Here is a 26,234-nt window from a genome sequence, read left to right on the forward strand (position 1 = left end):
GTGACGGCGTCCCGGGGGACGTGGGTGAACAGGAAGTTGGAGCAGGGTGCACGGTCACAGAACGTATGCAACCTATTGCCGCAGCTTGCGTCAAGCGAACGGAGGCCGTGGCGATCATGCCACGGCCTCCGTGAGAGTCGAACAGGTGACGGAGCGTCAGGCGGTGCCTCCGCCGGCGCCCGTCGCGGACGTTCCGGGCACACCCGCGTCATCCACCTTGAGCACGGCGCCGGTCGACTTCTTGGCCCGCCGCAGCCGTCGCTCCAGCCAGCTCGCGAAGCTGGTCAGGGCGAAGTTGAGCGCGATGTAGATGACGGCGACCACCGTGTAGCTGGCGATCACGTTGGCGCCGTAGTAGCCGCTCATCGTGTTGGCCGATGCGAGCAGCTCCGGGAAGGTGAGGATGGCGCCGCCGAGCGCGGTGTCCTTGAGGATCACGACGAGCTGGCTGACGATGGCCGGCAGCATCGCGGTGACCGCCTGCGGCAGCAGGATCAGCCGCATGACTTGGCCCTTGCGGAGGCCGATCGCCATCGCGCCCTCGGCCTGACCCTTGGGCAGGGCCAGAATGCCGGACCGGACGATCTCGGCGAGGACGGAGGCGTTGTACAGGACCAGGCCGGTGACGACGGCGTAGAGCGGGCGGTCGTCCGAGCTGACGTTCGTGTACTCCGCGAACAGCGCGAGACCGAAGATCATCAGGACCAGCACGGGGATGGACCGGAAGAACTCGACCACGACTGCGGCCGGGACACGGACCCATGCGTGGTCGGAGAGCCGGGCGATGCCCAGTGCGGCGCCGAGCGGCAGGGCGATGACCACCGCGAGAACCGCGGCCTTCAGGGTGTTCTGCAGACCCGGCCAGATGTAGGTCGACCATGCCTCGGTGCCGGTGAAGAACGGCTTCCACAGGGCCCACTCCAGCTGGCCCTTGTCGTTGAGGGTGCTGAACACCCACCACAGCAGGGCAGCGAGGGCGACCAGGAACACGACCGTGAAGAGGATGTTGCGACGCTTCGCGCGGGGGCCCTGGGCGTCGTAGAGGACCGAGCTCATCGCTTCACCGCCACCTTCTTGCCCACCCAGCCGAGGATCAGACCGGTCGGCAGCGTCAGCACCACGAACACGAGAGCGATGACGGCGGAGATGAGCAGCAGCTGCGCCTCGTTCTCGATCATCTCCTTCATCAGCAGCGCCGTTTCCGCCACACCGATCGCGGCGGCGACCGTGGTGTTCTTGATCAGTGCGATCAGCACGTTCGCCATCGGAACGACGGACGAGCGGAACGCCTGCGGCAGGACCACCAGCCGGAGCACTTGGCCGAAGCTCAGGCCGAGAGCCCGAGCGGCTTCCGCCTGGCCGACCGGCACCGTGTTGATGCCGGAGCGCAGCGCCTCGCACACGAACGAGGAGGTGTAGAGGATCAGACCCAGGACGGCGAGCCGGAAGTTGATCGCTTCGAAGTCACCTTCGGCACCGAGCGTGATCTGCAACGTCTGGTTCAGACCCAGCGACGTGAACAGAATGATCACGGTCAGCGGGATGTTCCGCACGATGTTCACGTACGCAGTTCCGAAACCGCGCATGAGCGGGACCGGGCCGACGCGCATCGCGGCCAGTACGGTGCCCCAGATCAGGGAGCCGACGGCCGACAGCACAGCGAGCTGCACTGTCGTCCAGACGGCTCCCGCCAAGTCGTAATCCTGAAGAAAGTCGAACACGATCTCCCGCGCTTCCGCGTGTAGGGATGCCCGCCCTGGTGCGCCGCCCTGCCGAAGGACGGCGCACCCCGGTCAGGCCCGGCCTCAGCTCTTGACGTCGCCGATCTTCGGCGCGGGCTCGTTCTTGTAGTTGGCCGGACCGAGGTTCGTGTCCACGGCCTTCTGCCACGAGCCGTCGGCGACCATGGCCTCGAGCGCGTCGTTGATCTTCGCCTTGAGGTCGCTGCCCTTCTTGACGCCGATGCCGTAGTTCTCGTTCGTGAGCTTGAAGCCGCCGAGCTTGAACTTGCCCTTGAACTGCGGCTGGGAGGCGTAACCGGCGAGGATCGAGTCGTCGGTGGTCAGCGCGTCGATGGCACCGTTCTGCAGGCCGGGCAGGCAGGCGGAGTACGTCGGGTACGGCTGGAGCTGCGCCTTGGGGGCCAGCTTGTCCTTGACGTTCTGGGCCGAGGTGGAGCCGGTGACCGAGCAGAGCTTCGCGTCGTTCAGGTCCTCCGGCGCCTTGACCTTGTCGTCGTCGGCGCGGAGCAGCACGTCCTGGTGGGCGAGCAGGTACGGGCCGGCGAAGTCGACCTTCGCCTCGCGCTTCGGCGTGATCGAGTACGTGGCGGCGATGAAGTCGACGTCACCGCGCTGCAGCATGGTCTCGCGGTCGGCGCTCTTCGACTCCTTCCACTCGATCTGGTCCTCGGTGTAGCCGAGCTTCTTCGCGACGTACGTGGCGACGTCGACGTCGAATCCGGTGTACCCGTCTGGGGTCTTCTGGCCGAGGCCCGGCTGGTCGAACTTGATGCCGATGGTGATCTTCTTGCCACCACCGGAACCGCTGTCGCTGCTGTCGTCGTCGCCACCGCACGCGGTGGCGGTCAGGGCGAGGGCGAGGACGGTGGCCGAGGCGGCGGTGACCTTGAGGAGCTTCATGGTGAACATCCTTTGACTGTGATCAGACGATCAGATGCGAGAGGCGGCCGGCTGGGGCGCGGGCGGCGACGCGGACGTCGGAGCCGGGCCGCGTCAGTGATGGAGGATCTTCGACAGGAAGTCCTTGGCACGGTCGCTGCGCGGGTTGCTGAAGAACTGGTCCGGCGTGGCCTCTTCGACGATGCGGCCGTCCGCCATGAACACCACGCGATTGGCGGCGGACCGGGCGAAGCCCATCTCGTGCGTGACCACGATCATGGTCATGCCGTCCTGGGCGAGCTGCCGCATGACCTCCAGGACCTCGTTGATCATCTCCGGGTCGAGAGCCGACGTCGGCTCGTCGAAGAGCATGACCTTCGGGTCCATGGCCAGGGCGCGCGCGATGGCGACACGCTGCTGCTGGCCACCGGAGAGCTGGGCCGGGTACTTGTCCGCCTGGGCGCCCACGCCGACCCGGTCGAGCAGGGCCCGGGCCTTCTCCTCGGCCTTCTTGGCGTCGACCTTGCGGACCTTGATCTGTCCCAGCGTCACGTTCTCGAGCACGGTCTTGTGCGCGAACAGGTTGAAGGACTGGAAGACCATGCCGACGTCGGCGCGCAGCCGGGCCAGCTCCCTGCCCTCGGCGGGGAGCGGCTTGCCGTCGATCGCGATCGTGCCGGAGTCGATGGTCTCCAGGCGGTTGATGGTGCGGCACAGTGTGGACTTACCGGACCCGGAGGGGCCGATGACCACCACGACCTCGCCACGGGTGATCGTCAGGTCGATGTCCTGGAGCACGTGCAACGCACCGAAGTGCTTGTTGACATTCCTCAGCACGACCAGTTCGCCGGTCGCGGCCACGTCTTCCTTGGCCACCGATACTTCGGTCATCGCTTTCGGGCTCCGTCCTCCTCGGTTTCGGAGGACAGTAATAACGCCGAACGACCTGCGTCTCTACATCTGAGGGGAATCTGAGCATCACGATCCGATAGCAATCGGGCACGCCTCGTAGCTCGGGTGAGCAGGGAGCATATCGGCCGGATAACTTCGGGCGGCGGCAACCGGAACCCCCTTGACGCCGTCCCCCTTCATCGGCGTCACTGCACTGGGCACGCGCGCGCGTGCACACGTCGTTCACATGTTCCGTCGTGTCCGCCCCGCTGTACCCGCCCCGACCGTACGGCCGATGAACCGAAGGAGGCCCGGATGAGACTGCTGCTCGTCGAGGACGACAACCACGTCGCCGCCGCCCTGTCCGCGGTCCTTGCCCGGCACGGCTTCGACGTCACCCACGCGCGCAACGGCGAGGAGGCGCTCCAGGCGCTCGTCCCCGAGAGTGACTGCTTCGGCGTCGTCCTGCTCGACCTGGGCCTGCCCGACCAGGACGGGTACGAGGTCTGCGGCAAGATCCGCAAGCGCACCGGCACCCCGGTGATCATGGTCACCGCCCGTTCCGACGTCCGCTCCCGCATCCACGGCCTCAACCTCGGCGCGGACGACTACGTGGTCAAGCCGTACGACACCGGCGAGCTGCTCGCCCGGATCCACGCCGTCAGCCGGCGCACCGCCAACGAGGACGCCACCGGCAGCACCGAGACCGTCGTGCGCCTCGGGCCCGTGCGCATCGAACTGCCGACCCGCCAGGTCAGCGTCGACGGCGCGGCCGTCCAGCTCACCCGCAAGGAGTTCGACCTCCTCGCCCTGCTCGCACAGCGTCCCGGCGTCGTCTTCCGCCGGGAGCAGATCATCAGCGAGGTGTGGCGCACCAGCTGGGAAGGGACCGGGCGCACCCTGGAGGTGCACGTCGCCTCCCTGCGCGCCAAGCTGCGCATGCCGGCACTCATCGAGACCGTACGGGGCGTCGGCTACCGCCTCGTCGCCCCCACCGTGTAGCGGGTCCGGGTGCGCACACGCCTGCTCCCGCTGCTCATCGTCCTGATGGCGGCCGTACTGCTCGCCCTCGGTGTCCCGCTGGCCGTCAGCGTCGCCCGCGCCGAACAGCAGCGGGTCGTCGTCGACCGTATCGACGACACGGCACGCTTCGCGGCGCTCGCCCAGTTCGTCACCGAGTCCGCGCCGGGCGGCTCCCGCCCGGTCACGACGGACGAGCGGCTGGAGACCCTGCAGACCGAGCTCACCAGCTACTACGAGGTCTACGACATCCGGGCGGGCGTCTTCTACCGCAACCAGATCCCCATGGCCAACGCGCCGACGACCTGGTTCCTCCCCCAGACCGGTGAGGTGCGCGACGCCTTCGACGAGTCGCTGCTCAGCCGCCGCAGTCACGATCCGCAGCAGGTGTGGCCGTGGGAGGACGGCCGGCTCGTGGTCGCCTCGCCGGTCATCCGGGACGGAGACGTCGTCGCGGTGGTGGTCACCGACTCGCCCACCGACGCGATGCGTTCCCGGACCCTGCGCGGCTGGCTCGTCATCGGAGCCGGTGAGATCGCCGCCATGCTGCTGGCCGTCGGTGCCGCGCTCCGGCTGACCGGCTGGGTGCTCAGGCCGGTACGCGTCCTCGACGCCACCACCCACGACATCGCCACCGGACGACTGAAGTCCCGGGTCGCACCGTCCGGGGGACCACCGGAACTCAGGCGCCTGGCCGGGTCGTTCAACGAGATGGCGGACCACGTCGAGGACGTGCTGGAGCAGCAGCGCGCCTTCGTCGCCGACGCCTCGCACCAGCTGCGCAACCCGCTGTCCGCGCTGCTGCTGCGCATCGAACTGCTCGCGCTCGAACTGCCCGAGGGCAACGAGGAGATCGCGTCCGTCCAGGCCGAGGGCAAACGCCTCGCCCGGGTCCTCGACGACCTGCTCGATCTGGCGCTGGCCGAGCACAGCGACGCCGACCTCAAGGTCACCGACATCGGGGCGCTGGCCGCCGAACGGCTGGCCGCCTGGGCACCGACCGCGGAGGCCAAGGGCGTACGGCTGGACGGGGACTGCCCGCCGACCACGGGCTGGGCCGACCCGGTGACACTCTCCAGCGCCCTGGACGCGGTCATCGACAACGCGGTGAAGTTCACGCCGCCCGACGAGACCGTCCGGGTCACGGTCACCTCGAGCGGCGACACGGCCACCGTCGAGGTCACCGACGACGGGCCCGGTCTGACCGACGAGGAGCTCGCCCGGGTGGGCGACCGCTTCTGGCGCAGCGGCCGGCACCAGAACGTCAAGGGCTCGGGCCTCGGCCTGTCGATCTGCCGGGCGCTGCTCGCGGCGGGCGACGGCTCGATCTCCTTCGGCCACCACGAACCGCACGGACTGACCGTGACGGTCACGGTGCCCAGGTCGGGAGCGCGCAGGGGGCCCGGGCAGCCCTAGGGCTTCACCGACCGGTAGTACCGCCGGGCGCCCTCGTGCAGCTCCAGCGGGTCGGTGTAGATCGCCGTCCGCACGTCCACCAGCTGGGCGGAGTGCACATGCGCCCCGATGCCGTCACGGCTGTCGAGGACCGCCCTGGTCAGCCACTCGGTGATCCGCGGATCCATGTCGGCGCGGGTGATCAGCAGATTGGACACCGCCATCGTCGGCACCACGGCACCGTTCTGGACGGTCGGGTACGCCGACTCCGGGATGTTGGTGGAGCGGTAGTAGCGGGTCGCACCGCCGGATCGGTGCAGCTTGGCGACGAGGTCGTCACCTATCGGCACGAACCGGAAGGCGGACAGCTCGGCTATCTGCTTGAGCCCGTCCGTCGGCAGCCCGCCCGACCAGAAGAACGCGTCGATCTCGTGGCCCAGCCGCCCGGGACCGGTGTCGATGCCGTCCGACCGGGGTGTGATGTCCCGCACCGGATCGATACCGGCGGCCCGCAGCAGCCGGGTGGCGATCAGCCGCACGCCGGAGTTCGGCAGCCCGATGGCCACCCGCTTGCCCCGCAGGTCGGCCACGGACTGGATGTCCGAGTCGGGCGGGACGACCAGCTGCACGTAGTCGTCGTAGAGCCGGGTGACACCGCGCAGCCGCTGGGCGCCCACGCGGTCGGCGATCTTGTACGTCTCGACCGCGTCGGCCGCGGCGATCGTGAAGTCGGCCTCCCCGGACGCCACCCGCTCGACGTTCTCCTGGGAGCCCGCGCTGGTCATCAGCCGGACCTTCAGGCCCGGCATGTCCTTGCGCAGCTCGGTACGCAGCAGCTCCCCGTACTTCTGGTAGACCCCGGCGCGCGTGCCCGTGCTGAACGTGATCGTCCCGCTCGGCGGCTTCTCGCCCAGGGGCAGCAGCCACCACAGCAGCAGCCCGAGGGCGACGACACCGGCGGCCGCGCCGGTGAGGGCCCGGCGGCCGCCGGCACGCGAGAACATCGTGGACATGCGCGCGATCCTGCCAGGCAGCATCCCCCGCTGACCAGGGCCGGGCTCACACGGCCGGGCCCACACGGCGGTGCCGCGCGGGAGCGAGGGGGCGGTGTCGGTGCCGCTCGCTACAGTCGTCCGCATGAGCAGCTCCTCGCCCGCCGACCTGGTCCGCGCCTTCCACCTGGCCTTCGGCCTGGACGCCCGCAGCACGCCGGCACAGGTCCCGTCGGCACTCGCCGCCCAGCGGGGTGCGCTGCTCGCCGAGGAGGCAGCGGAGGTCGCCGAGGTGTCGGTGACCGGCCCGCTCGACCGGCTCGCGCACGAACTGGCCGACGTGGTCTACGTCGCCTACGGCACGGCCCTCGTCCACGGCATCGACCTGGACGCCGTGATCGCCGAGGTCCACCGCTCCAACATGACCAAGCTGGGCCCCGACGGCCGGGTGAGCCGCAGAGCCGACGGCAAGGTGCTCAAGGGCGACCACTACGAGGCCCCGGACGTGAGGGGCGTACTGCGCCGGCAGGGGTGGGAGCCCGGGGCGCAGGACGCCTGATCCCCGTCCGCTTCAGTCGGCCACCGACGCCTCCGCACCCGCGGGCCGAGGCGTCCCGTCGGACACCTCCGCTGGCCGGTCGGGGTTGTCGCGGCGACGGAACAGGCGCATCGCCAGCGGCTCGGTGAAGCGGGCGGTGAGGGGGCCGAGGACGACCAGGATGAGGACGTAGGCCGTGGCCAGCGGGCCCAGCGACGGTTCGATCCCCGCGGACACCGCCAATCCGGCGATGACGATGGAGAACTCGCCGCGCGCGACCAGCGCACCGCCCGCACGCCAGCGGCCCTTGACGGAGATCCCGGCCCGCCGCGCGGCCCAGTACCCGGTCGCGATCTTCGTCACGGCGGTGAGCAGAGCCAGCGCCAGCGCGGGCAGCAGTACCGGCGGGATGCTGGCCGGGTCGGTGTGCAGTCCGAAGAAGACGAAGAACACGGCGGCGAACAGATCCCGCAGCGGGCTCAGCAGCGTGTGCGCGCCCTCCGCCACCTCACCGGACAGCGCGATGCCCACCAGGAACGCCCCGACCGCCGCCGACACCTGGAGCTGCTGGGCGACTCCCGCGACCAGGATCGTCAGGCCGAGCACCACCAGCAGCAGCTTCTCCGGGTCGTCGCTGGAGACGAACCGGGAGATCAGCCGGCCGTAGCGCACCGCGACGAACAGCACCAGCCCGGCGGCGGCCAGCGCGACCGCCAGCGTGATGCTGCCGGTCATCAGCCCGGCACCGGCCACCAGCGCGGTGACGATCGGCAGGTACACCGCCATCGCCAGGTCCTCCAGGACCAGCACACTGAGGATCACCGGGGTCTCCCGGTTGCCGACCCGGCCCAGGTCACCGAGGACCTTCGCGATGACACCGGACGACGAGATCCACGTGACACCGGCCAGGACGACGGCGGCCACCGGTCCCCAGCCCAGCAGCAGCGCCGCCACCGCACCGGGCACCGCGTTGAGCGCGCAGTCGACCAGGCCGGCGGGATAGTGCGACTTCAGGTTGGTGACCAGGTCACCGGCCGTGTACTCCAGGCCGAGCATCAGCAGCAGCAGGATGACGCCGATCTCGGCACCGGTCGCCACGAACTCCTCGCTCGCACCCAGCGGCAGCAGCCCGCCCTCGCCGAAGGCCAGGCCCGCCAGCAGGTAGAGCGGGATGGGGGAGAGGCGGTAGCGGCCGGCGAACCGGCCGAGCAGCCCGAGGCCCAGGATGATGGAACCGAACTCGATCAGCAGAACCGCGGAGTGCACGGGCTCACTCCTGCCCGAGTATCGCCGCGGCGGAGTCGACGCCCTCACGGGTGCCGATGACGATCAGGATGTCACCACCGGACAGCCGGAAGTCCGGCGCGGGCGACGGAATCGCCTCCGCCCGGCGCAGCACCGCCACGATCGACGCCCCCGTGTCGGTGCGCATCCGGGTGTCGCCCAGCACCCGCCCGTTCCAGCGGGACGTCGCGGACACCTCGATCCGCTCCGCCACCAGCCCCAGATCGGTCGTGTACAACAGGCTCGCGCTGTGGTGGGACGGCTTCAGCGTGTCGATCAGCGCGCCCGCCTCCTGTCCGGTGAGCCGGAGCGAGTGGGCACAGGAGTCGGGGTCGTCGGCCCGGTACACGTTCACCGTGCGGGCGCCGTCGCGGTGCGCCACCACCGACAGATGGCGGTGTTCCCGGGTCACCAGGTCGTACTGGACCCCGATACCCGGTAGCGGCGTCGCCCTCAGGCGTGGAGCGGACACGAGTCTTCCCCTCAGTCGTCCTGCATGTCTTGCGTCTCTTGCTGCGCGTTTCCGCACGTCCGTGACGTGCTCGCGGCCTCGCCATGCTGTCACCCGCACGTACGGTGGCGGTATGGGTGTCGTGACGGATATACGCGGCCGGTCGTGGGCGGCCAGACTGGTTCAGGCCGTGTTGCGTGCGAGGGCCGGGAGGAGCGGAAAGAGGACCGTGTCGCTGTTCTGGCGGATCTTCTCGCTCAACGCCGTGGGCCTGGTCGTGGCCACCGCGCTGCTGCTGGGACCGGTCACCGTCTCGACCCCCGTCCTGCCGCACGAGGCCTTGGTCCTGCTCGCCGGCCTCACCGCCCTGCTGGCCGGCAACGCGGTCGTCCTGCGCCTGGGACTCACTCCGCTGCACAGGCTGGGCCGCGCCATGAGCACCGCCGACCTGCTGGTGCCCGGCACCCGCCCGGAGGTCGCCGGACCGGCCGAGGCGGCCGAGCTGATCGCGACGTACAACACGATGCTCGACCGGCTCCAGGCAGAGCGCGCCGCCGGTGCCGGCCGCGCGCTGCACGCCCAGGAACGCGAGCGTCACCGCATCGCCCGGGAGCTGCACGACGAGGTCGGCCAGACCCTCACCGCCGTCCTCCTCCAGCTCAAGCGCGTCGCCGACCGGGTGCCCGGCGAGCTGCGCGAGGAGGTGTCCCTCGCCCAGGAGGCCACCCGCGCCGGTCTCGACGAGATCCGCCGCATCGCGCGCCGGCTGCGCCCCGGCGTCCTGGAGGAACTCGGCCTGGCCAGCGCCCTGCGCGCGCTCGCCGCCGAGTTCACGCACCACGGGCTCACCGTCGCCCACCACGTCCCCGGCGACCTGCCCCCGCTCACCCCGGAGGCGGAACTCGTGATCTACCGGGTCGCCCAGGAGAGCCTCACCAACACCGCCCGGCACGCCGCCGCCGACCGCGCAGGCCTCACCCTGCGCCCGCTGCCGGGCGGCGTCGAACTGCTCGTCCGCGACAACGGCACCGGCCTCGGCGCGGCCCCCGAGGGCGCCGGCATCCGCGGCATGCGCGAACGGGCCCTGCTGATCGGAGCCGAGATCCACCTCGCACCCGCCCCCGGCCGGGGCACCGACGTACGCCTGCGCATCCCGGTCCCGGCCGCGGAGCCACGGGTCCCGGCCGTGGACCGGCCGGCGGACGAGATCGCGTCCCCGGCCGCGGGCCGTCCCGCGTCCGCGACCACGGGCCGATCCGCAGCTCCGTCCGCGTCCCCGGCCGCGGGCCGTCCCGCGTCCGCGACCACGGACCGATCCGCAGCTCCGTCCGCGTCCCCGGCCGCGGGCCGTCCCGCGTCCGCGACCACGGACCGATCCGCAGCTCCCTCCGCGTCCCCGGCCCCGGACCGCCCCGCAGCTCCGTCCGCTGATCCGGCCACGGACCGCCGCCCCGCAGCCCCCGCCACCGACCGCGCCCCAGACCGCCCCGGAGACAGCCCCTGATGTCCGCACGGCCCCCGATCCGCGTCCTGCTCGCCGACGACCACACCCTCGTCCGCCGCGGAGTGCGTCTCATCCTGGACGGCGAACCGGACCTCACGGTCGTCGCCGAGGCGGGGGACGGCGCCGAGGCCGTCGCGGCGGCACGGGCCACCGAGGCCGACCTGGCCGTCCTGGACGTCGCCATGCCCCGCATGACCGGCCTCCAGGCGGCCCGCGAACTCTCCCGCCGCCTGCCACGGCTGCGCATCCTCATCCTGACCATGTACGACAACGAGCAGTACTTCTTCGAGGCACTCAAGGCCGGGGCCTGCGGATACGTCCTCAAGTCGGTCGCCGACCGCGACCTGGTCGAGGCGTGCCGGGCGGCGGTGCGCGACGAACCGTTCATCTACCCGGGCGCGGAGCGGGCCCTCGTCCGGTCCTACCTGGACCGCCTGCACAGCGGGGGCGGACTGCCCGAGCGACCCATCACCGAACGAGAGGAGGAGATCCTCAAGCTCGTCGCCGAGGGCCACACCTCCAAGGAGATCGGCGAGCTGCTGTTCATCAGCGCCAAGACCGTCGAACGCCACCGCGCCAACCTCCTGCAGAAACTGGGCGTCCGAGACCGGCTGGAACTCACCCGGTACGCGATCCGCGCGGGCCTCATCGAGCCCTGACCAGCCCTGACCTGCCGCGACCCCGGTTGTCCACAGGCGGCCCGGGCCACCGTCGCGGACCGCCTACCCTTATTGCCATGAGCAGCATCGACCGGAGCCAGTCAGTGGGCGGCACGCGCACCTATGAAGTACGCACCTACGGGTGCCAGATGAACGTCCACGACTCCGAGCGATTGTCCGGGCTGCTGGAGGACGCGGGCTACGTCCGCGCCCCCGAGGACGCCGACGGCGACGCGGACGTCGTCGTCTTCAACACCTGCGCCGTGCGGGAGAACGCCGACAACAAGCTGTACGGCAACCTCGGCCACCTCGCCCCGAAGAAGGCGAGCCGGCCCGGGATGCAGATCGCGGTCGGCGGCTGCCTGGCGCAGAAGGACCGCGACACCATCGTGAAGCGCGCGCCCTGGGTCGACGTCGTCTTCGGCACGCACAACATCGGCAAGCTTCCGGTGCTGCTGGAGCGGGCCCGCGTGCAGGAGGAGGCGCAGGTCGAGATCGCCGAGTCCCTGGAGGCGTTCCCGTCCACGCTGCCCACCCGGCGCGAGAGCGCGTACGCGGCGTGGGTCTCCATCTCCGTCGGCTGCAACAACACCTGCACCTTCTGCATCGTCCCGGCGCTGCGCGGCAAGGAGAAGGACCGACGCCCCGGCGACATCCTCGCCGAGGTCGAGGCCCTGGTCGCCGAGGGCGTCAGCGAGATCACCCTCCTCGGGCAGAACGTGAACGCGTACGGCTCCGACATCGGCGACCGCGAGGCGTTCAGCAAGCTGCTGCGCGCCTGCGGGAACATCGAGGGCCTGGAGCGCGTCCGTTTCACCTCCCCCCACCCGCGCGACTTCACCGACGACGTCATCGCCGCCATGGCCGAGACGCCGAACGTGATGCCGCAGCTGCACATGCCGCTCCAGTCCGGCTCGGACCCGGTCCTGAAGGCGATGCGCCGCTCCTACCGGCAGGAGCGCTACCTGGGGATCATCGAGAAGGTGCGGGCGGCCATCCCGCACGCGGCGATCACCACCGACATCATCGTGGGCTTCCCGGGCGAGACCGAGGAGGACTTCCAGCAGACCCTGCACGTGGTGCGCGAGGCCCGGTTCGCCCAGGCCTTCACCTTCCAGTACTCCAAGCGCCCCGGCACCCCGGCCGCGGAGATGGACGACCAGATCCCCAAGGCGGTCGTGCAGGAGAGGTACGAGCGTCTCGTCGCCCTCCAGGAGGAAATCTCCTGGGAGGAGAACAAGAAGCAGGTCGGCCGCACGCTGGAGCTGATGGTCGCCGAGGGGGAGGGCCGCAAGGACGGCACCACCCACCGTCTCTCCGGCCGCGCCCCGGACAACCGCCTCGTGCACTTCACGAAGCCCGCGGAGGAGGTCCGTCCCGGCGACGTGGTGACCGTCGAGATCACCTACGCCGCACCGCACCATCTCCTCGCCGAGGGCGCGGTGCTCGACGTGCGCCGTACGCGCGCGGGCGACGCCTGGGAGAAGCGCAACGCCGCCGAGCAGGCCAAGCCCGCCGGCGTCATGCTGGGCCTGCCCAGGATCGGCGTGCCTGAGCCCCAGCCCGCCGTGGCGAGCGGCTGCGGCTGCGACTGACCGCAGGGCGCGGTGCCCGGCGGTCGCCGGGCGGGGTTACGCTGCCGATCATGCTTGTCGCCGCCGCTGTCTGCCCCTGTCCGCCGCTCCTCGTGCCGGAGGTCGCCGCGGGTGCCGCTCCCGAGCTGGACGCCGCGCGCGCCGCGTGCGCGGACGCGCTGGGCGTGCTCGCCGCCGCCCGGCCCGACCGGCTCGTGGTCGTCGGTCCCGTGCCGGAGGCCGGACCCGAGACGTACCCGGCGGGCACGCGCGGCTCGTTCCGGGGCTTCGGCGTGGAGCTGGACGTGTGCCTCGGTCCGGACGAGGCTTCGGATGAGGTCCCGGACGGGACCGCGCGGCCCGGGGCGGAGCTGCCGTACGGGCTCGCCGTGGGTGCCTGGCTGCTGCGGCGGACCGGGTGGGCCGACGCCCCCGTCGAGGGACTAGGCGTCGGCGAGCACCTCCCGGCCGAACGGTGTGCCGCCCTCGGCCGGGACGCGGCCGCCCGGGCACCGCGGGTGGCGCTGCTGGTGCTGGGTGACGCCAGCGCATGCCGCACCCTCAAGGCACCCGGGTACCTGGACGAGCGGGCGGCGCCCTTCGACGCGGCGGCCGGGCGTGCCCTGGGGACGGCGGACGTGGCCGCCCTCGCGGCGCTGGACGCCGGACTGGCCCGCGAGCTGAAGGTGTCCGGGCGGGCGCCCTGGCAGGTCCTCGCGGGCGCGGCCGAGGGCACGGCCCTCACCGGCGCGCTGCTGTACGAGGACGCGCCGTACGGAGTGGGATACGTGGCGGCCGTCTGGTCGTAGGGGTCCGGCGTCGTAGGACACCGGCCCCGGGGGCGGGAGCGGGCCGGGCGAACCGTGGACGGGTCGCCGTGCGGACCGAGAGCGGGACGTCGTGCACGCCCGGAACGCGACGGCGGACGGCCGCGGAGCCGATCCGCTCCGCGGCCGTCCGTCAGTGTGCCGGTCGGTGTGCCGGTGATCCGCCTGGGCGAGCCGGAACGCCTCCCGTCCGGGCCGAGGCGCGCGGACGGCTCAGGAAGCCGGCGGCGGTCCCGCCGGCGGGGGCCCCGTCGGGGGCGTGCCCCCGGGCCCGCTGCCCGGAGTGCCTCCGTCGTGGTCCTTGTGGGCGAGGCGGTCCATCGCGCCCTTGGCCTTGCCGGTACCCGTCTGGATCCGGTCGCTGTACTTGCCCTTGGTCCTCTCGTCGACGGTCCTCGCCATCTTGTCGAGACCGCGGTCGATCTTGTCGCCGTGCTGCTGCGCGAGATCCGAGACCTTGCCCTTCGCCGGTCCCAGCCTGGCCTTCAAGTTGTCCAGCAGACCCATGGTTCGCCTTCCCTCACGGGGCGGTCAGGTGCGGGCGCCCTTGTCGGACTCGTTGTCGACGGCCTCGTCCGCGGACTGCTGCTTGGGGATCCCGACGCCCTCGGAGTCGGCGGCCTCCGCGGGTTCCGTCACCGCGGGCGTCGTCTCCCCGACGCCCGCGTCGGCCGGTCCGTTCGCCTCGGTCGCCTTCTCGTCCGCCGCGCTCCCGGGGGCCGGTGTCCCGGCCCGCGACTCGGCGGCCGACGCCTCCTCCGTGGTCTTCGACCTCCGAAGAAACCGTGCAAAAACGCCCATATCAACTCCATACGTTACTCGTGCGGGCGAAATCCCGCGGCGTCCGGTACGTCCGTTCGCGCAGTCGCGCACAGCAACCCCGTCGCCCCGGGGGGTGGGAACCCCGCAACGGGCAACGAGCCCTGTCCCGCACCGTCACGTAACTCGTTCGAGAGCGGGGCGCGAGGTTTGGGAGACTGGGGCGGTGAGCAGCGCACCCCCCGCCCCCCGCGTCATCGCCGTCGTCGGTCCCACCGCGGCCGGAAAGTCCGATCTGGGCGTCTTCCTGGCCCAGCGACTGGGCGGCGAGGTCGTCAACGCCGACTCCATGCAGCTCTACCGAGGGATGGACATCGGCACCGCCAAGCTGACGCCCGAGGAGCGAGACGGCGTCCCCCATCACCTCCTCGACATCTGGGACGTGACCGTCACGGCCTCGGTCGCCGAGTACCAGCGCCTCGCGCGGGAGCGGATCGACGCGCTGCTCGCCGAGGGGCGCTGGCCGATCCTGGTCGGGGGCTCGGGACTCTACGTCCGCGGCGCCGTCGACAACCTCGAGTTCCCCGGTACCGACCCCGAGGTCAGGGCCCGGCTGGAGGAGGAGCTCGCGCTGCGCGGCCCGGGGGCGCTGCACGCGCGGCTGGCCGCCGCCGACCCAGGGGCCGCGCGGGCGATCCTGCCGAGCAACGGGCGCCGGATCGTGCGGGCCCTGGAGGTGATCGAGATCACCGGCAAGCCGTTCACCGCGAACCTCCCCGGCCACGACTCGGTCTACGACACCGTGCAGATCGGCGTCGACGTGGCCCGCCCCGAACTGGACGAGCGCATCGCGCGCCGCGTCGACCGGATGTGGGAGGCCGGCCTGGTGGACGAGGTGCGGACGCTGGAGGCGCAGGGGTTGCGCGAAGGGCGTACGGCATCGCGCGCGCTGGGCTACCAGCAGGTGCTCGCGGCGCTCGCCGGCGAGTGCACGCTGGACGAGGCACGGACCGAGACCGTCCGTGCCACCAAACGCTTCGCGCGCCGTCAGGATTCGTGGTTCAGGCGCGATCCGCGGGTGCACTGGTTGAGTGGGGCTGTGGCGGACCGCACGGAACTTCCGCGGCTCGCGCTGTCGTTGGTCGAACGACCGGTTACAGCCTGATCACGTGATGGCATCGGGACGCCCCGGCCGTCATCGCGGCCATCGGCGCCGTGCCATCATCGAGCTTCGATCGACCGAGTGAGTCCTAGTTGGGAGGGCGCGTGGCGATGGAGGCCGGCCCTCGTGACACCGCACCGAGCACCGAGCACGGCAGCGCCGACCCCGGCGAGGCGGAGCCGGACGGAGCCCGCCTGAGCCCCGACGGCCCCGACGAGACGCCGGACGGTGTGGCCGCCGACGGCCCCGCGCCCGACGAGATGTACGGCGACGAGGTCGAGGTGGAGCTGCGCCCGCAGCGGCGGCTGCGGCTCTGGCAGCTCGCCCCCATCGTGTGCCTGGCCTCGCTCGGCTCCCTGATGTTCGCCTTCCCGCTCGCCTTCGACTTCGGCGACAGCGGGGCCGTGATCGCGATGCTGGGGCTGCTGATCTGCTCCTGCGCGGCCGGCTGGGGCATGATGGCCGCCCGCCGGGTCGGTCACACCTGGCCGGGCCTGCCGCAGCGGGGTTCGGGGCGCCGTGCCGACTGGCGGGTGATCCTCGCCTACGTCCTGGCGGTCGCCGCCGTCGTCGTCCTGGCCGTGTGGCGGGTGGCCCGCCTGCGCGGCTGACGCCACCGCCCCACGGACCACTGAGCGGCTGACACCGACCACCCGGCGAACCGCTGCGCGCCTGACGCCACCGCCCGGCGAAGCCGCTGTGCGGGGCCCGCACCGGTGCCGGGGCGGCTCACGTGCGGGCACGGCGCGTCCCGAGGGCCGGAGCGCTCGTCGTCGTGGTGCGGGTACGCCGTACGATCGAGGAATGAGCACGCGGATCGCCTTCCTCAAGGGTCACGGCACCGAGAACGACTTCGTGATCGTCCCGGACCCCGAGAACGCCATCGACCTGCCGCCCGCCGCCGTCGCCGCCCTGTGCGACCGCCGCGCGGGCATCGGCGGCGACGGAGTGCTGCACGTGGTGCGGTCCGCGGCGCACCCCGAGGCCAAGGACATGGCGGCCGAGGCGGAGTGGTTCATGGACTACCGCAACGGCGACGGCTCCGTCGCCGAGATGTGCGGCAACGGCGTCCGCGTCTTCGCGCGCTACCTCCAGCACGCCGGCCACGTCACCGCGGGCGACCTCGCCGTCGCCACCCGCGGAGGCGTGAAGCGGGTGCACCTGTCCAAGGACGGGGACGTCACCGTCGGCATGGGCCGGGCGCTGCTCCCCGAGGGCGACGTCGAGGTGAGCGTCGGGGACCGCAGCTGGCCCGCGCGCAACGTGAACATGGGCAATCCGCACGCCGTGGCCTTCGTCGCCGACCTGGAGCACGCCGGCGACCTGTACGACCCGCCGCCGTACCGGCCGGCCGCGGCCTACCCGGACGGGGTCAACGTCGAGTTCGTCGTCGACCGCGGCCCCCGTCACGTGGCGATGCGCGTGCACGAGCGCGGCTCCGGGGAGACGCGTTCGTGCGGCACCGGCGCGTGCGCCGTCGCCGTCGCCACCGCGCGCAGGGACGGTGCCGACCCGGCGGCCACCGGCACCCCGGTGACGTACACCGTCGACGTGCCCGGCGGCACCCTGGTGATCACCGAACGGCCCGACGGCGAGATCGAGATGACCGGCCCCGCGGTGATCGTGGCCGAGGGCGAGATCGACACGACATGGCTGGAGGAGGTCCTGAGCTGAACCACAGCCCGGTCCATGACACTCAGTGCGAAAACGTAAACCCTCGGGCCTTCGCTCGAATGGGTGATCCGTTTCACGCTCGGCGAGAGGCGGTCTGCGGTCCGTGATGGGCTCGATAGCATCAAGCACCGGCCCGGACGGGGGATCGATGCCATCCCCTGAGCCGTGTCCGCCCTGGGGCGCCCCGTCCGCCGGTCCGTGCAGCCGGAGGTGCCCATGAACGCGGAGGCCGTGAATCCCGCGAGCCCAGCCCCTGTGACGCCGCCGGCCGCCGGTGCCGCCACCCCGGCGGCACCCCGCAGGAAGGCCCGGCCCCGGATCGACCTGCGCCGGCTGGGCCGCGCCGCGCTCCTCGGCTCAGCCGCCCGCGACCGGCTGCCCGACGCGATCGGCCACGTCGTCGAGGCCCACCGCGCCCACCACCCCGACGCCGACCTCGACCCGCTGCGCCGCGCCTATCTGCTGGCCGAGTCCTCGCACCGCGGCCAGATGCGCAAGAGCGGCGAGCCGTACATCACCCACCCGCTCGCCGTGACCCTGATCCTCGCGGAACTCGGCGCCGAGACCACGACCCTGACCGCCTCCCTCCTCCACGACACCGTCGAGGACACGGACGTGACGCTGGATCAGGTCGGCGCGCAGTTCGGCGCCGAGGTCCGCTACCTCGTCGACGGGGTCACCAAACTGGAGAAGGTCGACTACGGCGCCGCCGCCGAGCCCGAGACCTTCCGCAAGATGCTCCTCGCCACCGGCAACGACGTCCGGGTGATGTCGATCAAACTCGCCGACCGGCTGCACAACATGCGCACCCTCGGCGTCATGCGCCAGGAGAAACAGGAGCGCATCGCCAAGGTCACCCGGGACGTCCTCATCCCGCTCGCCGAACGGCTCGGCGTCCAGGCGCTCAAGTCCGAGCTGGAGGACCTCGTCTTCGCGGTGCTGCACCCCGAGGAGCACGCGCACACCCGAGAGCTGATCGCCGAGAACGCGGCCCGCACCGACGACCCGCTCGCCGCCGTCGCCGACGAGGTGCGCAAGGTGCTCCGCGAGGCCGACATCACCGCCGAGGTCCTCATCCGGCCCCGGCACTTCGTCTCCGTGCACCGCGTGTCCCGGAAACGGGGCCCGCTCTCCGGCGCCGACTTCGGCCGTCTGCTGGTCCTCGTCCAGGAGGACGCCGACTGTTACGCCGTCCTCGGCGAACTGCACACCTGCATGACGCCCGTCGTCTCGGAGTTCAAGGACTTCATCGCCGTACCCAAGTTCAACCTGTACCAGTCGCTGCACACCGCCGTGGCCCGCGCACAGGACGGCCAGGTCGTCGAGGTCCTCATCCGCACCCACCAGATGCACAAGGTCGCCGAGGCCGGAGTCGTCGCGCTCGGCAATCCCTACGCCACACCGGCGGAGGAGCAGGGCACCGGCGACGGCGAGCGCGTCGACCCGACCCGGCCCGGCTGGCTCTCCCGGCTGCTCGACTGGCAGCGGGGCGCACCCGACCCGGACACCTTCTGGTCCACCCTGCGCCAGGACCTGGCCCAGGACCGGGAGATCACCGTCTTCCGTCCCGACGGCGGCACCCTCGGTCTGCCCGAGGGCGCCACCTGCGTGGACGCCGCGTACGCCCAGTACGGAGAGGACGCGCACGCGGCCATGGGCGCCTACGTGAACGGCCGCCTGGCCACGATGAGCACCGTGCTCCGGGACGGCGACACCGTGCAGCTCCTGATGGGCCAGGACCCCGCCTCCGAGCCCTCCCGGGAGTGGCTGGAGCACGCCCACACACCCGCCGCCCGGATCGCCATCCAGCGCCGGCTCGCGGCCCGGCCCGCGCCGGTGCCCGCCGACACCGAGGACGCGACCCGGGAACGGCCCGCCGCGCCGGGGCAGGGAGCCGACGCACCCGCCCCGCGTCCGACGGCCGGCGGACCGGCGGCCCGCCCCGCGCCCGCCGACGTGCTCGTCGACCGGCCCGGCGCGACCGTGCGCCTGGCCCGCTGCTGCACCCCCGTGCCGCCCGACAAGATCACCGGCTTCGCCGTGCGCGGGGGAGTGGTGACCGTGCACCGCGCCGAGTGCGCCGTCGTGGCGCGCATGAAGAGCGGAGGGCGCCCGGAGATCGGCGTGCGCTGGGGTGAGTCCAGCGAGTGCCGGGTCACGCTGCTCGCCGAATCGTTCGGCCGGCCGCATCTCCTGGCCGACCTCACCGAGGCCATGGCCCTCGAAGGTGCCGAGATCGTCTCCGCCACCGTCGAACCCCCCGACCGCCAGCGGGTCCGCCACACCTACACCGTCCTGCTGCCCGACGCCGCCCGGCTGCCCGCCCTCATGCGCGCGATGCGCGACGTGGCCGGTGTCTACGACGTGAGCAGGGCGCAACCGCAGCCGACGGGCGCCTGAGCAGGAGCACGGCCGGGCCGGTCGGGGACGTGGCCGCGCGGCGCCGGTACGGCGTGTCCATTCGGGTGCCCCGGGCGCGCGCCGTCGCCGGGGCGCCCGTGCGCGCTGATAGCGGTGGGGGATGCCGCACACCCCCCACACCCCGGTCTCCCGTCCCCGCGCTCGGGCCCGCCGCCGGCTCAGGGCCACGGCGCTGCTCGCCTCGGCCGTCTCCGTCGGCCTGGTCGCCGCGAGCGCCCCGCCGGCCCCCCTGGGCGTCGGCGACCGGCTCTTCCCGTACCTGGGCAATCCGGGGTACGACGTGGTCGCCTACGACCTGTCCTTCACCTACTCCGGCAGCAACGGCAAGCCGCTGAAGGCCGTCACCACCATCGACGCCCGGACGACGGCCGGCCTGGACCGGGTCAACCTCGACTTCGCCCACGGGAAGGTCGAGTCGGTCGAGGTCGACGGCGAGCCCGCCGCCTTCGTCACCGCCGGCGAGGACCTCGTGATCACGCCCGGGAAGCCGCTCGCCGAGGGCGAGCGGACCCGGATCACCGTGCGGCACAGCAGCGACCCCGTGTACCCCGAGGACCGGCAGGGCGGCTGGGTGCGCACCGCCGACGGGCTCGCCATGGCCAACCAGGCCGACGTCGCCCACCTGGTGTTCCCCTGCAACGACCACCCCTCGGACAAAGCGCGCTTCACCTTCCGGGTCACCGCCCCCGACGGGCTCACCGCGGTCGCGAACGGGCTGCCGACGGCCGTGGACCGGGCCGGCGGGGCGACCACCTGGACGTACCGGACCGCACACCCGATGGCCACCGAACTGGCCCAGGTCTCCATCGGCCGCTCCACCGTGCTGCACCGCACCGGCCCGCACGGGCTGCCCGTCCGCGACGTCGTGCCGGCAAAGCACCGCGCGGCGCTCGAACCGTGGCTGAGGAAGACCCCCGCCCAGATCGCCTGGATGGAGGGCAAGGTCGGCCGCTACCCCTTCGAGACCTACGGCGTGCTCATGGCCGACGCCACCACCGGCTTCGAGCTGGAGACCCAGACGCTGTCCCTGTTCGAGCGGGACATGTTCAGCGACCCCGAGTACCCGCGGTGGTACATCGAGTCGATCATGGTGCACGAGCTGTCCCACCAGTGGTTCGGCGACAGCGTCGGCCCGCGCTCCTGGTCCGACCTCTGGCTCAACGAAGGCCACGCCACCTGGTACGAGGCCCTGTACGCGCAGGAGAAGGCGGACCGCTCTCTGGATGCGAGGATGAAGGCCGCCTACGGCGCGTCCGACCGCTGGCGCGCGGCGGGCGGCCCCCCGGCCGCGCCCGAGCCGCCGGAGAAGGGCGACAGGACCAGCATCTTCCGGGCCAACGTCTACGACGGCGCCGCGCTCGTGCTGTACGCACTGCGCCAGAAGATCGGCGCCCCGGCCTTCGAGCGCCTCGAACGGGAATGGGCCGCCCGGCACCGGGACCGCACGGCGACGACCGCCGACTTCGTCCGGCTCGCCTCCGAGGTCGCGGGCCGTGACCTGGGTGGCTTCCTCCGGGGCTGGCTGTACGGCGCGAAGACCCCGCCGATGCCCGGCCACCCCGACTGGAGGCCGACGGCGGCCGACACGGCGCCGCCGGCCCCCGCCGGCAAGGCCCGCGGGGAATAAGCCGGTGACGAGACGGCCCGTGCCGTGCGACCATCTTCGGGACGGCGCGGCACGGGTCGCGGGAATCTCCCCGGCGGCTCACGCGTTGTGAAGAGTGCGGCGGCATCCATGCCGCGCGACACGTTCCCCAGCTACGTAAGGATCCAATGACCTCCTCTTCTTCCCCCTCCCAGGACACCAAGCGTCTCGCGCAGACCTACCCCGAGGGCCTTCGGGCCGATGCCCTGATGGAAGAGGACGTCGCCTGGAGCCACGAGATCGACTCGGAATGGGACGGCGAGCAGTTCGACCGCTCCGACCGCGCGGCTCTGCGCCGGGTGGTGGGCCTGTCCACCGAGCTCGAGGACGTCACCGAGGTCGAGTACCGCCAGCTCCGCCTGGAGCGGGTCGTCCTCGTCGGCGTCTGGACCACGGGCACGGTGCAGGACGCGGAGAACTCCCTCGCGGAGCTCGCCGCCCTCGCGGAGACCGCGGGCGCCCTCGTGCTCGACGGCGTGATCCAGCGCCGCGACAAGCCCGACGCCGCCACCTACATCGGCTCCGGCAAGGCCCAGGAGCTGCGGGACGTCGTCCTCGAGTCGGGTGCGGACACCGTCATCTGCGACGGTGAGCTCAGCCCGGGCCAGCTCATCCACCTCGAGGACGTCGTCAAGGTCAAGGTCATCGACCGTACGGCCCTGATCCTGGACATCTTCGCCCAGCACGCCAAGTCCCGAGAGGGCAAGGCGCAGGTCGCACTCGCGCAGATGCAGTACATGCTGCCGCGGCTGCGCGGCTGGGGTCAGTCGCTGTCCCGGCAGATGGGCGGCGGCAAGGGCGGCGGCCTCGCCACCCGCGGTCCCGGTGAGACCAAGATCGAGACGGACCGGCGCCGGATCCGCGAGAAGATGGCGAAGATGCGCCGGGAGATCGCGGAGATGAAGACCGGCCGCGAGATCAAGCGCCAGGAACGCCGGCGCAACAAGGTGCCGTCCGTGGCCATCGCGGGCTACACCAACGCCGGCAAGTCCTCCCTGCTCAACCGCCTCACCGGCGCGGGCGTGCTGGTGGAGAACGCGCTGTTCGCCACCCTCGACCCGACCGTGCGCCGCGCCGAGACCCCGAGCGGGCGGCTGTACACCCTGGCGGACACCGTCGGCTTCGTCCGGCACCTGCCGCACCACCTGGTCGAGGCGTTCCGCTCCACGATGGAGGAGGTCGGCGACTCCGACCTGATCCTGCACGTGGTGGACGGTTCGCACCCGGCCCCGGAGGAGCAGCTGGCCGCCGTGCGCGAGGTGATCAGGGACGTCGGCGCCACCGACGTGCCCGAGATCGTCGTGATCAACAAGGCCGATTTGGCGGACCCGCTGACGCTCCAGCGGCTGATGCGCGTCGAGAAGCGGTCCATCGCCGTCTCGGCGCGCACCGGCCGGAACATCGACGAGCTGCTCGCGCTGATCGACAGCGAGCTGCCGCGCCCCTCGGTCGAGATCGAGGCGCTCGTGCCGTACACCCGCGGCAAGCTGGTCGCCCGCGCCCACGACGAGGGCGAGGTGATCTCCGAGGAGCACACCCCGGAGGGCACCCTGCTCAAGGTCCGGGTGCACGAGGAGCTGGCGGCGGAGCTCACGCCGTACGCTCCGGCGCCGCTCGCCTGAAGGCCGTGACGACCGAGGGCCCGCCCCCTGCAGACGCAGGGGGCGGGCCCTCGGCCTGCGCGGATCACCCGGTCGCGGTGAGCGCGGGAGCGGCGGCCGGGCCGACGGTGGCGAGTGCGGCGCGCCGCCGCCCGAGCCGTGGCGCCGCGGACACAGGCAGATGACTTCCGGCGTACGTACGAACCTCACGGGACGCGCGGCGGGGCGCCGGCGTCCGCCCGGCGCACCCCACCGCCCCGAGTGCTCAGCGTCCGGTCACTGACCGGCGAACTTGCCGCTGACCGCGTCGTACACGCCCTTGGCCTCCTCGCCCAGCCGCGGACCGGCCAGCCAGCCGGCCGTCACCGGGCCGATCGAGGTGTTGGACACGAGCGCCGGCTCGCCGTCGGAGCCCGCCGCGACCCAGCCGCCGCCGGACGAACCGCCGGTCATGGTGCAGCCGATGCGGTACATCGTCGGGTCCGAGGCGGTCAGCGACAGCCGGCCCGGCTTGTCCGCGCACTGGAACAGCTTCTGGCCGTCGTAGGGCGGCGCGGCCGGGTAACCGGTCGCGGTGATGCTCTCGACCTTCGGCACGGCGGGCGCCGTGAAGTCCACCGGCAGCGCTGACCCGACCGTCTCCTCCAGGGACTTGCCGTTGCTGCCCTTCTCCGGCGTCACATGGATGACCGCGAAGTCGTACGAGGCACCGTCGCCGCCCGTCGCACCGCCCTGCTCGATCCACTGGTCGGAGGTCTGCGCCCAGTCGCCCCACCACACGCCGAAGGGAGCGACCTCCTCCGTCGTCGCGTTCTCCAGCTCGGCGGTCGACATGCCGGAGTCGTTGTACGACGGCACGAAGGCGATGTTGCGGTACCAGCCGCCCTTCTTCCCCGCGTGCACGCAGTGGCCCGCCGTCCAGACCATGTTCGACTTGCCGGGGTGCGCCGGGTCCTGCACGACCGTCGCCGAGCAGACCATGGTGCCCTCGGGGGAGTCGAAGAACACCTTGCCCGCGGTGGCCGCGTTCTCGTGGTACGACGGCGGCACCGCCTCGGCCTGGACCGGCTGCGGCTCCGGGTCGGTGACGCCCTGGTCACCGGAGAGGTCGCTGTCGTCGACACCCTTGTCCGGCTCCTCGGCGTCCCGCATGCGGTCCGGGTCCCAGAGGTCCTCGATGATCGGGTTGACGTAGTCCTGCGCCTCGCGCAGCCAGTCCTCCTTGTTCCAGTTCTTCCAGGCGCCGTTCTTCCACTCGTCGACGTCGATCCCGTGTTCCTTGAGCTTGTCCTTGATGTGGTCCGGGATCCTGATCTCACCGTTGCCGCCGTCCGCCGCGGACGCGGAGGCCGAGGCGTCGCCGCCCGCCTCGTCATCGCCCGACTCACAGGCGGTGGCGGTGAGCACGAGTGCCGACACGAGTGCCACGGCGGCCGGCACGGGGAAGGCCCTGCGCCGCCCGCCTCTGTGCCCGCGCGTGGTGAACGACGGCCGTATGGATCGCATGGTGTTGACTCCCCCTGCTGTGAACGAGTGGTGCTGCGGCCGCGTTTGTCGCCGGGCCCGGGCCGAGTACGAGCCGGGCCGCGAGGTCCGCGGCGTCCTGGAACGGCACCACACACTATGCGGTCGCTGTGGGGGAGTTCCGACGGAACGGCAACGGTTACGTCACGGCAAGGATCTTGAGGCAACCCGTAACCCGGTGAACGGCCGGGGGTTGGTAGCGGTGGGGGGACTGCTGTCCGGACGCGGTCCCCGTGCCGAGGGCGGCGACGAGGGCGACACGATACGCGACTCGCCTCCGGACAGCGGGAGGACAGGGAGCCGTGGCGGGAACCGCGTACAGGGAGCCGGCGTCCGAGTGCGGGGGCGGCGGCCGGGCCGCCGCCGAGCGCGACGAGGACGGCGTGTCCGCACGGGCGAACTCCGGCGGGAGCCCACCGAGGATGCGGACGGCGCGCGAGCCCGCGGCCCGTACCTCCGCGTGCGCCCTGCCGATCGTGCCGGTCCGGGCCCGGGGCCTCACCATCGAGGGCGCGGACGGGCGGCGTTACCTGGACTGTGGCTCGGGCGCCGGGACGCCGGTCCTGGGGCACAACCACCCGGTGGTGCTGGAAGCCATCCGCAAGGTGCTCGACTCGGGTGCCCCGTTGCAGGTCACGAACCTCACCACGCCGGTGGAGGACGCCTTCGTCGCCGAGTTGCTGCGCACCCTGCCGCCCGGCCTGGCCGGCCACGCGCGCGTCCGGTTCTGCGGGCCGGACGGCACGGACGCCGTCGCCGCCGCCCTCGGTCTCGTCCGCGCCGCCACCGGACGGGACCGGGTGGTCACCCTCACCGACGCCCACCACCTCGGTGCCCCCGGTGAACACGGCGCCGAACTCGCCGCCCGCTGGGCCGAGTCCGTGCTCGACGGCCGCCGCGCGGGGCAGACGCGGCCCGCCGGGCTGATGCTCCGGCCGGTGCTCGACGGGGACGGAGTGTTCCCCGCCCCCGACGCGTGGATGCGACGCGTGCGGCGGCTCACGGCCGAGCGGGCCGTGCCGCTGATCGCCGACGAGACCGAGACGGGAGTGGGCAGGACCGGAGCCTTCTGGGCGGTGGAGCACAGCGGGATCACCCCCGACGTCCTCGTCCTCCCCAGGGCCATCGGCGGCAGTCGGCCGCTGGCCGCGGTCGTCCACCACGAGGACCTGTGCGTGGGGGACCCCGGTGCCGGCGCCTTCCGCGGCAACCAACTCGCCCTGGCCGCCGGCACGGCGACCCTCGCCCACGTCCGCGCGCACCGGCTCGCCGAACACGCCTCCGCCCTGGGCGCCCGCATGCTGGCCCGACTGCGGTGCCTGGCCGGGGAGTTCGCCTGCGTCGGTGACGTGCGCGGGCGGGGGCTGATGATCGGGGTCGAACTGGTGGCAGCCGACGGCGAGCACGGTGCCGCCGCCCCCGCGCCCGGGACTGCCGCCGCAGTCCAGCGGGAGTGCCTGCGCCGCGGGCTCGTCGTGGACCGCTCGGGGCCGTCCGCGAGCGTCGTACGACTGCTGCCGCCGCTGACCATCACCGAAGAACAGGCGACGGCTGTGCTGGACCGGCTGACCGACGCGCTCCAGACGGTGGCCGCGGCCCCGCCGCCCCGCACCTGCCACACCCCGTCGCCCGGCCGGGGCGCTCCAGGCTGAGCCCCGCCCGCCCCCGACGCCGCCCGACACAGCACGCCAC

The 26,234-nt window shown here is 72.3% G+C and carries 23 protein-coding genes and 1 pseudogene; 14 read left to right on the forward strand and 10 right to left on the reverse strand.

Annotated elements, in window-relative coordinates:
- Positions 1-156: 156 nt before the first annotated feature.
- The 4 genes from ACGF3H_RS13835 to ACGF3H_RS13850 form a co-directional block, all read right to left on the reverse strand.
- Positions 157-1,056 carry an amino acid ABC transporter permease gene (locus ACGF3H_RS13835; RefSeq protein WP_362490591.1) on the reverse strand — a complete coding sequence of 300 codons (900 nt, stop codon included), beginning with the start codon at positions 1,054-1,056 and terminating at the stop codon, positions 157-159.
- Entirely contained in the window at positions 1,053-1,721 is a 669-nt protein-coding gene (locus ACGF3H_RS13840) for an amino acid ABC transporter permease (RefSeq protein WP_362490593.1), read from the reverse strand. The genes ACGF3H_RS13835 and ACGF3H_RS13840 overlap by 4 nt, the downstream gene beginning before the upstream one ends.
- Positions 1,722-1,805: 84 nt before the next feature.
- On the reverse strand, positions 1,806-2,642 hold the full coding sequence (locus tag ACGF3H_RS13845) for a glutamate ABC transporter substrate-binding protein (RefSeq protein ID WP_362490595.1): 837 nt from the start codon (positions 2,640-2,642) through the stop codon (positions 1,806-1,808).
- Positions 2,643-2,735: 93 nt separating this feature from the next.
- Complete coding sequence (locus tag ACGF3H_RS13850; protein WP_362490598.1) at positions 2,736-3,512, reverse strand: amino acid ABC transporter ATP-binding protein; 777 nt, start codon at positions 3,510-3,512, stop codon at positions 2,736-2,738.
- Between the two features lie 315 nt (positions 3,513-3,827).
- On the opposite strand from ACGF3H_RS13850, the gene ACGF3H_RS13855 reads away from it, so the two are divergent.
- The gene (locus tag ACGF3H_RS13855) at positions 3,828-4,514 is read left to right on the forward strand and encodes a response regulator transcription factor (protein WP_362490600.1); all 687 of its coding nucleotides are present in this window, start codon (positions 3,828-3,830) and stop codon (positions 4,512-4,514) included.
- Positions 4,515-4,523: 9 nt separating this feature from the next.
- Positions 4,524-5,948 carry a HAMP domain-containing sensor histidine kinase gene (locus tag ACGF3H_RS13860; RefSeq protein ID WP_362490602.1) on the forward strand — a complete coding sequence of 475 codons (1,425 nt, stop codon included), beginning with the start codon at positions 4,524-4,526 and terminating at the stop codon, positions 5,946-5,948.
- Here the strand turns inward: ACGF3H_RS13860 and ACGF3H_RS13865 are convergent.
- Positions 5,945-6,940, reverse strand: a complete 996-nt coding sequence (locus tag ACGF3H_RS13865) for a TAXI family TRAP transporter solute-binding subunit (protein WP_362490604.1) — start codon at positions 6,938-6,940, stop codon at positions 5,945-5,947. The two genes, ACGF3H_RS13860 and ACGF3H_RS13865, sit on opposite strands and share 4 nt — an antisense overlap.
- Before the next feature lie 124 nt (positions 6,941-7,064).
- Between ACGF3H_RS13865 and ACGF3H_RS13870 the strand changes: the two genes are divergently transcribed.
- Positions 7,065-7,478, forward strand: coding sequence for a MazG nucleotide pyrophosphohydrolase domain-containing protein (locus ACGF3H_RS13870; RefSeq protein WP_362490607.1), 414 nt, complete (start codon positions 7,065-7,067; stop codon positions 7,476-7,478).
- 12 nt (positions 7,479-7,490) lie between these two features.
- Here ACGF3H_RS13870 and ACGF3H_RS13875 read toward each other — a convergent pair whose 3' ends face one another.
- A complete protein-coding gene (locus ACGF3H_RS13875) occupies positions 7,491-8,723 on the reverse strand; it encodes a cation:proton antiporter (protein ID WP_362490610.1) in 1,233 nt (410 codons plus the stop codon).
- A 4-nt stretch (positions 8,724-8,727) separates the two neighbouring features.
- A complete protein-coding gene (locus ACGF3H_RS13880) occupies positions 8,728-9,213 on the reverse strand; it encodes a cation:proton antiporter regulatory subunit (RefSeq protein WP_189231791.1) in 486 nt (161 codons plus the stop codon).
- 112 nt (positions 9,214-9,325) lie between these two features.
- Here ACGF3H_RS13880 and ACGF3H_RS13885 point away from each other — a divergent pair.
- From ACGF3H_RS13885 to ACGF3H_RS13900, 4 genes and pseudogenes are all read left to right on the forward strand, one after another.
- A pseudogene (locus ACGF3H_RS13885) lies at positions 9,326-10,363 on the forward strand (HAMP domain-containing sensor histidine kinase); the annotation flags it as partial.
- Positions 10,364-10,695: 332 nt separating this feature from the next.
- Positions 10,696-11,355, forward strand: coding sequence for a response regulator transcription factor (locus tag ACGF3H_RS13890; RefSeq protein ID WP_225631475.1), 660 nt, complete (start codon positions 10,696-10,698; stop codon positions 11,353-11,355).
- Positions 11,356-11,432: 77 nt separating this feature from the next.
- Complete coding sequence (gene miaB / locus ACGF3H_RS13895; protein ID WP_362490617.1) at positions 11,433-12,950, forward strand: tRNA (N6-isopentenyl adenosine(37)-C2)-methylthiotransferase MiaB; 1,518 nt, start codon at positions 11,433-11,435, stop codon at positions 12,948-12,950.
- Between the two features lie 50 nt (positions 12,951-13,000).
- Complete coding sequence (locus ACGF3H_RS13900; RefSeq protein WP_362490620.1) at positions 13,001-13,738, forward strand: class III extradiol dioxygenase subunit B-like domain-containing protein; 738 nt, start codon at positions 13,001-13,003, stop codon at positions 13,736-13,738.
- Positions 13,739-13,969: 231 nt separating this feature from the next.
- Here ACGF3H_RS13900 and ACGF3H_RS13905 read toward each other — a convergent pair whose 3' ends face one another.
- Both ACGF3H_RS13905 and ACGF3H_RS13910 read right to left on the reverse strand, forming a co-directional pair.
- Positions 13,970-14,263, reverse strand: coding sequence for an antitoxin (locus tag ACGF3H_RS13905; protein ID WP_362490623.1), 294 nt, complete (start codon positions 14,261-14,263; stop codon positions 13,970-13,972).
- 24 nt (positions 14,264-14,287) lie between these two features.
- Complete coding sequence (locus tag ACGF3H_RS13910; protein ID WP_362490626.1) at positions 14,288-14,557, reverse strand: hypothetical protein; 270 nt, start codon at positions 14,555-14,557, stop codon at positions 14,288-14,290.
- Positions 14,558-14,741: 184 nt separating this feature from the next.
- On the opposite strand from ACGF3H_RS13910, the gene miaA reads away from it, so the two are divergent.
- The 6 genes from miaA (at position 14,742) to hflX (ending at position 23,039) form a co-directional block, all read left to right on the forward strand.
- Positions 14,742-15,680, forward strand: a complete 939-nt coding sequence (gene miaA / locus ACGF3H_RS13915; protein WP_362490629.1) for a tRNA (adenosine(37)-N6)-dimethylallyltransferase MiaA — start codon at positions 14,742-14,744, stop codon at positions 15,678-15,680.
- 107 nt (positions 15,681-15,787) lie between these two features.
- The gene (locus ACGF3H_RS13920) at positions 15,788-16,288 is read left to right on the forward strand and encodes a hypothetical protein (RefSeq protein WP_362490920.1); all 501 of its coding nucleotides are present in this window, start codon (positions 15,788-15,790) and stop codon (positions 16,286-16,288) included.
- A gap of 193 nt (positions 16,289-16,481) precedes the next feature.
- A complete protein-coding gene (gene dapF / locus ACGF3H_RS13925; protein ID WP_362490631.1) occupies positions 16,482-17,351 on the forward strand; it encodes a diaminopimelate epimerase in 870 nt (289 codons plus the stop codon).
- A 216-nt stretch (positions 17,352-17,567) separates the two neighbouring features.
- Entirely contained in the window at positions 17,568-19,751 is a 2,184-nt protein-coding gene (locus tag ACGF3H_RS13930) for an HD domain-containing protein (RefSeq protein ID WP_362490634.1), read from the forward strand.
- Positions 19,752-19,872: 121 nt separating this feature from the next.
- Entirely contained in the window at positions 19,873-21,399 is a 1,527-nt protein-coding gene (locus ACGF3H_RS13935; RefSeq protein ID WP_362490637.1) for a M1 family metallopeptidase, read from the forward strand.
- Positions 21,400-21,545: 146 nt separating this feature from the next.
- Complete coding sequence (hflX, locus tag ACGF3H_RS13940; RefSeq protein ID WP_362490640.1) at positions 21,546-23,039, forward strand: GTPase HflX; 1,494 nt, start codon at positions 21,546-21,548, stop codon at positions 23,037-23,039.
- Between the two features lie 255 nt (positions 23,040-23,294).
- Here hflX and ACGF3H_RS13945 read toward each other — a convergent pair whose 3' ends face one another.
- Positions 23,295-24,524, reverse strand: coding sequence for a hypothetical protein (locus tag ACGF3H_RS13945; protein ID WP_362490643.1), 1,230 nt, complete (start codon positions 24,522-24,524; stop codon positions 23,295-23,297).
- Between the two features lie 440 nt (positions 24,525-24,964).
- On the opposite strand from ACGF3H_RS13945, the gene ACGF3H_RS13950 reads away from it, so the two are divergent.
- Entirely contained in the window at positions 24,965-26,194 is a 1,230-nt protein-coding gene (locus ACGF3H_RS13950; RefSeq protein ID WP_362490922.1) for an aminotransferase class III-fold pyridoxal phosphate-dependent enzyme, read from the forward strand.
- Positions 26,195-26,234 lie beyond the last annotated feature (40 nt).

The organism is Streptomyces sp. NPDC048185 (genome assembly GCF_043202495.1).
Lineage (GTDB): Bacteria > Actinomycetota > Actinomycetes > Streptomycetales > Streptomycetaceae > Streptomyces.

Coding starts and splice junctions, on each gene's coding strand:
- ACGF3H_RS13835 (WP_362490591.1), bottom strand. CDS start 1,056: ATGAGCTCGGTCCTCTACGACGCCCAGGGCCCCCGCGCGAAGCGTCGC.
- ACGF3H_RS13845 (WP_362490595.1), bottom strand. CDS start 2,642: ATGAAGCTCCTCAAGGTCACCGCCGCCTCGGCCACCGTCCTCGCCCTC.
- ACGF3H_RS13850 (WP_362490598.1), bottom strand. CDS start 3,512: ATGACCGAAGTATCGGTGGCCAAGGAAGACGTGGCCGCGACCGGCGAA.
- ACGF3H_RS13855 (WP_362490600.1), top strand. CDS start 3,828: ATGAGACTGCTGCTCGTCGAGGACGACAACCACGTCGCCGCCGCCCTG.
- ACGF3H_RS13865 (WP_362490604.1), bottom strand. CDS start 6,940: ATGTCCACGATGTTCTCGCGTGCCGGCGGCCGCCGGGCCCTCACCGGC.
- ACGF3H_RS13870 (WP_362490607.1), top strand. CDS start 7,065: ATGAGCAGCTCCTCGCCCGCCGACCTGGTCCGCGCCTTCCACCTGGCC.
- ACGF3H_RS13890 (WP_225631475.1), top strand. CDS start 10,696: ATGTCCGCACGGCCCCCGATCCGCGTCCTGCTCGCCGACGACCACACC.
- miaB (WP_362490617.1), top strand. CDS start 11,433: ATGAGCAGCATCGACCGGAGCCAGTCAGTGGGCGGCACGCGCACCTAT.
- ACGF3H_RS13900 (WP_362490620.1), top strand. CDS start 13,001: ATGCTTGTCGCCGCCGCTGTCTGCCCCTGTCCGCCGCTCCTCGTGCCG.
- ACGF3H_RS13905 (WP_362490623.1), bottom strand. CDS start 14,263: ATGGGTCTGCTGGACAACTTGAAGGCCAGGCTGGGACCGGCGAAGGGC.
- ACGF3H_RS13910 (WP_362490626.1), bottom strand. CDS start 14,557: ATGGGCGTTTTTGCACGGTTTCTTCGGAGGTCGAAGACCACGGAGGAG.
- ACGF3H_RS13920 (WP_362490920.1), top strand. CDS start 15,788: ATGGAGGCCGGCCCTCGTGACACCGCACCGAGCACCGAGCACGGCAGC.
- dapF (WP_362490631.1), top strand. CDS start 16,482: ATGAGCACGCGGATCGCCTTCCTCAAGGGTCACGGCACCGAGAACGAC.
- ACGF3H_RS13930 (WP_362490634.1), top strand. CDS start 17,568: ATGAACGCGGAGGCCGTGAATCCCGCGAGCCCAGCCCCTGTGACGCCG.
- ACGF3H_RS13935 (WP_362490637.1), top strand. CDS start 19,873: ATGCCGCACACCCCCCACACCCCGGTCTCCCGTCCCCGCGCTCGGGCC.
- hflX (WP_362490640.1), top strand. CDS start 21,546: ATGACCTCCTCTTCTTCCCCCTCCCAGGACACCAAGCGTCTCGCGCAG.
- ACGF3H_RS13945 (WP_362490643.1), bottom strand. CDS start 24,524: ATGCGATCCATACGGCCGTCGTTCACCACGCGCGGGCACAGAGGCGGG.
- ACGF3H_RS13950 (WP_362490922.1), top strand. CDS start 24,965: ATGCGGACGGCGCGCGAGCCCGCGGCCCGTACCTCCGCGTGCGCCCTG.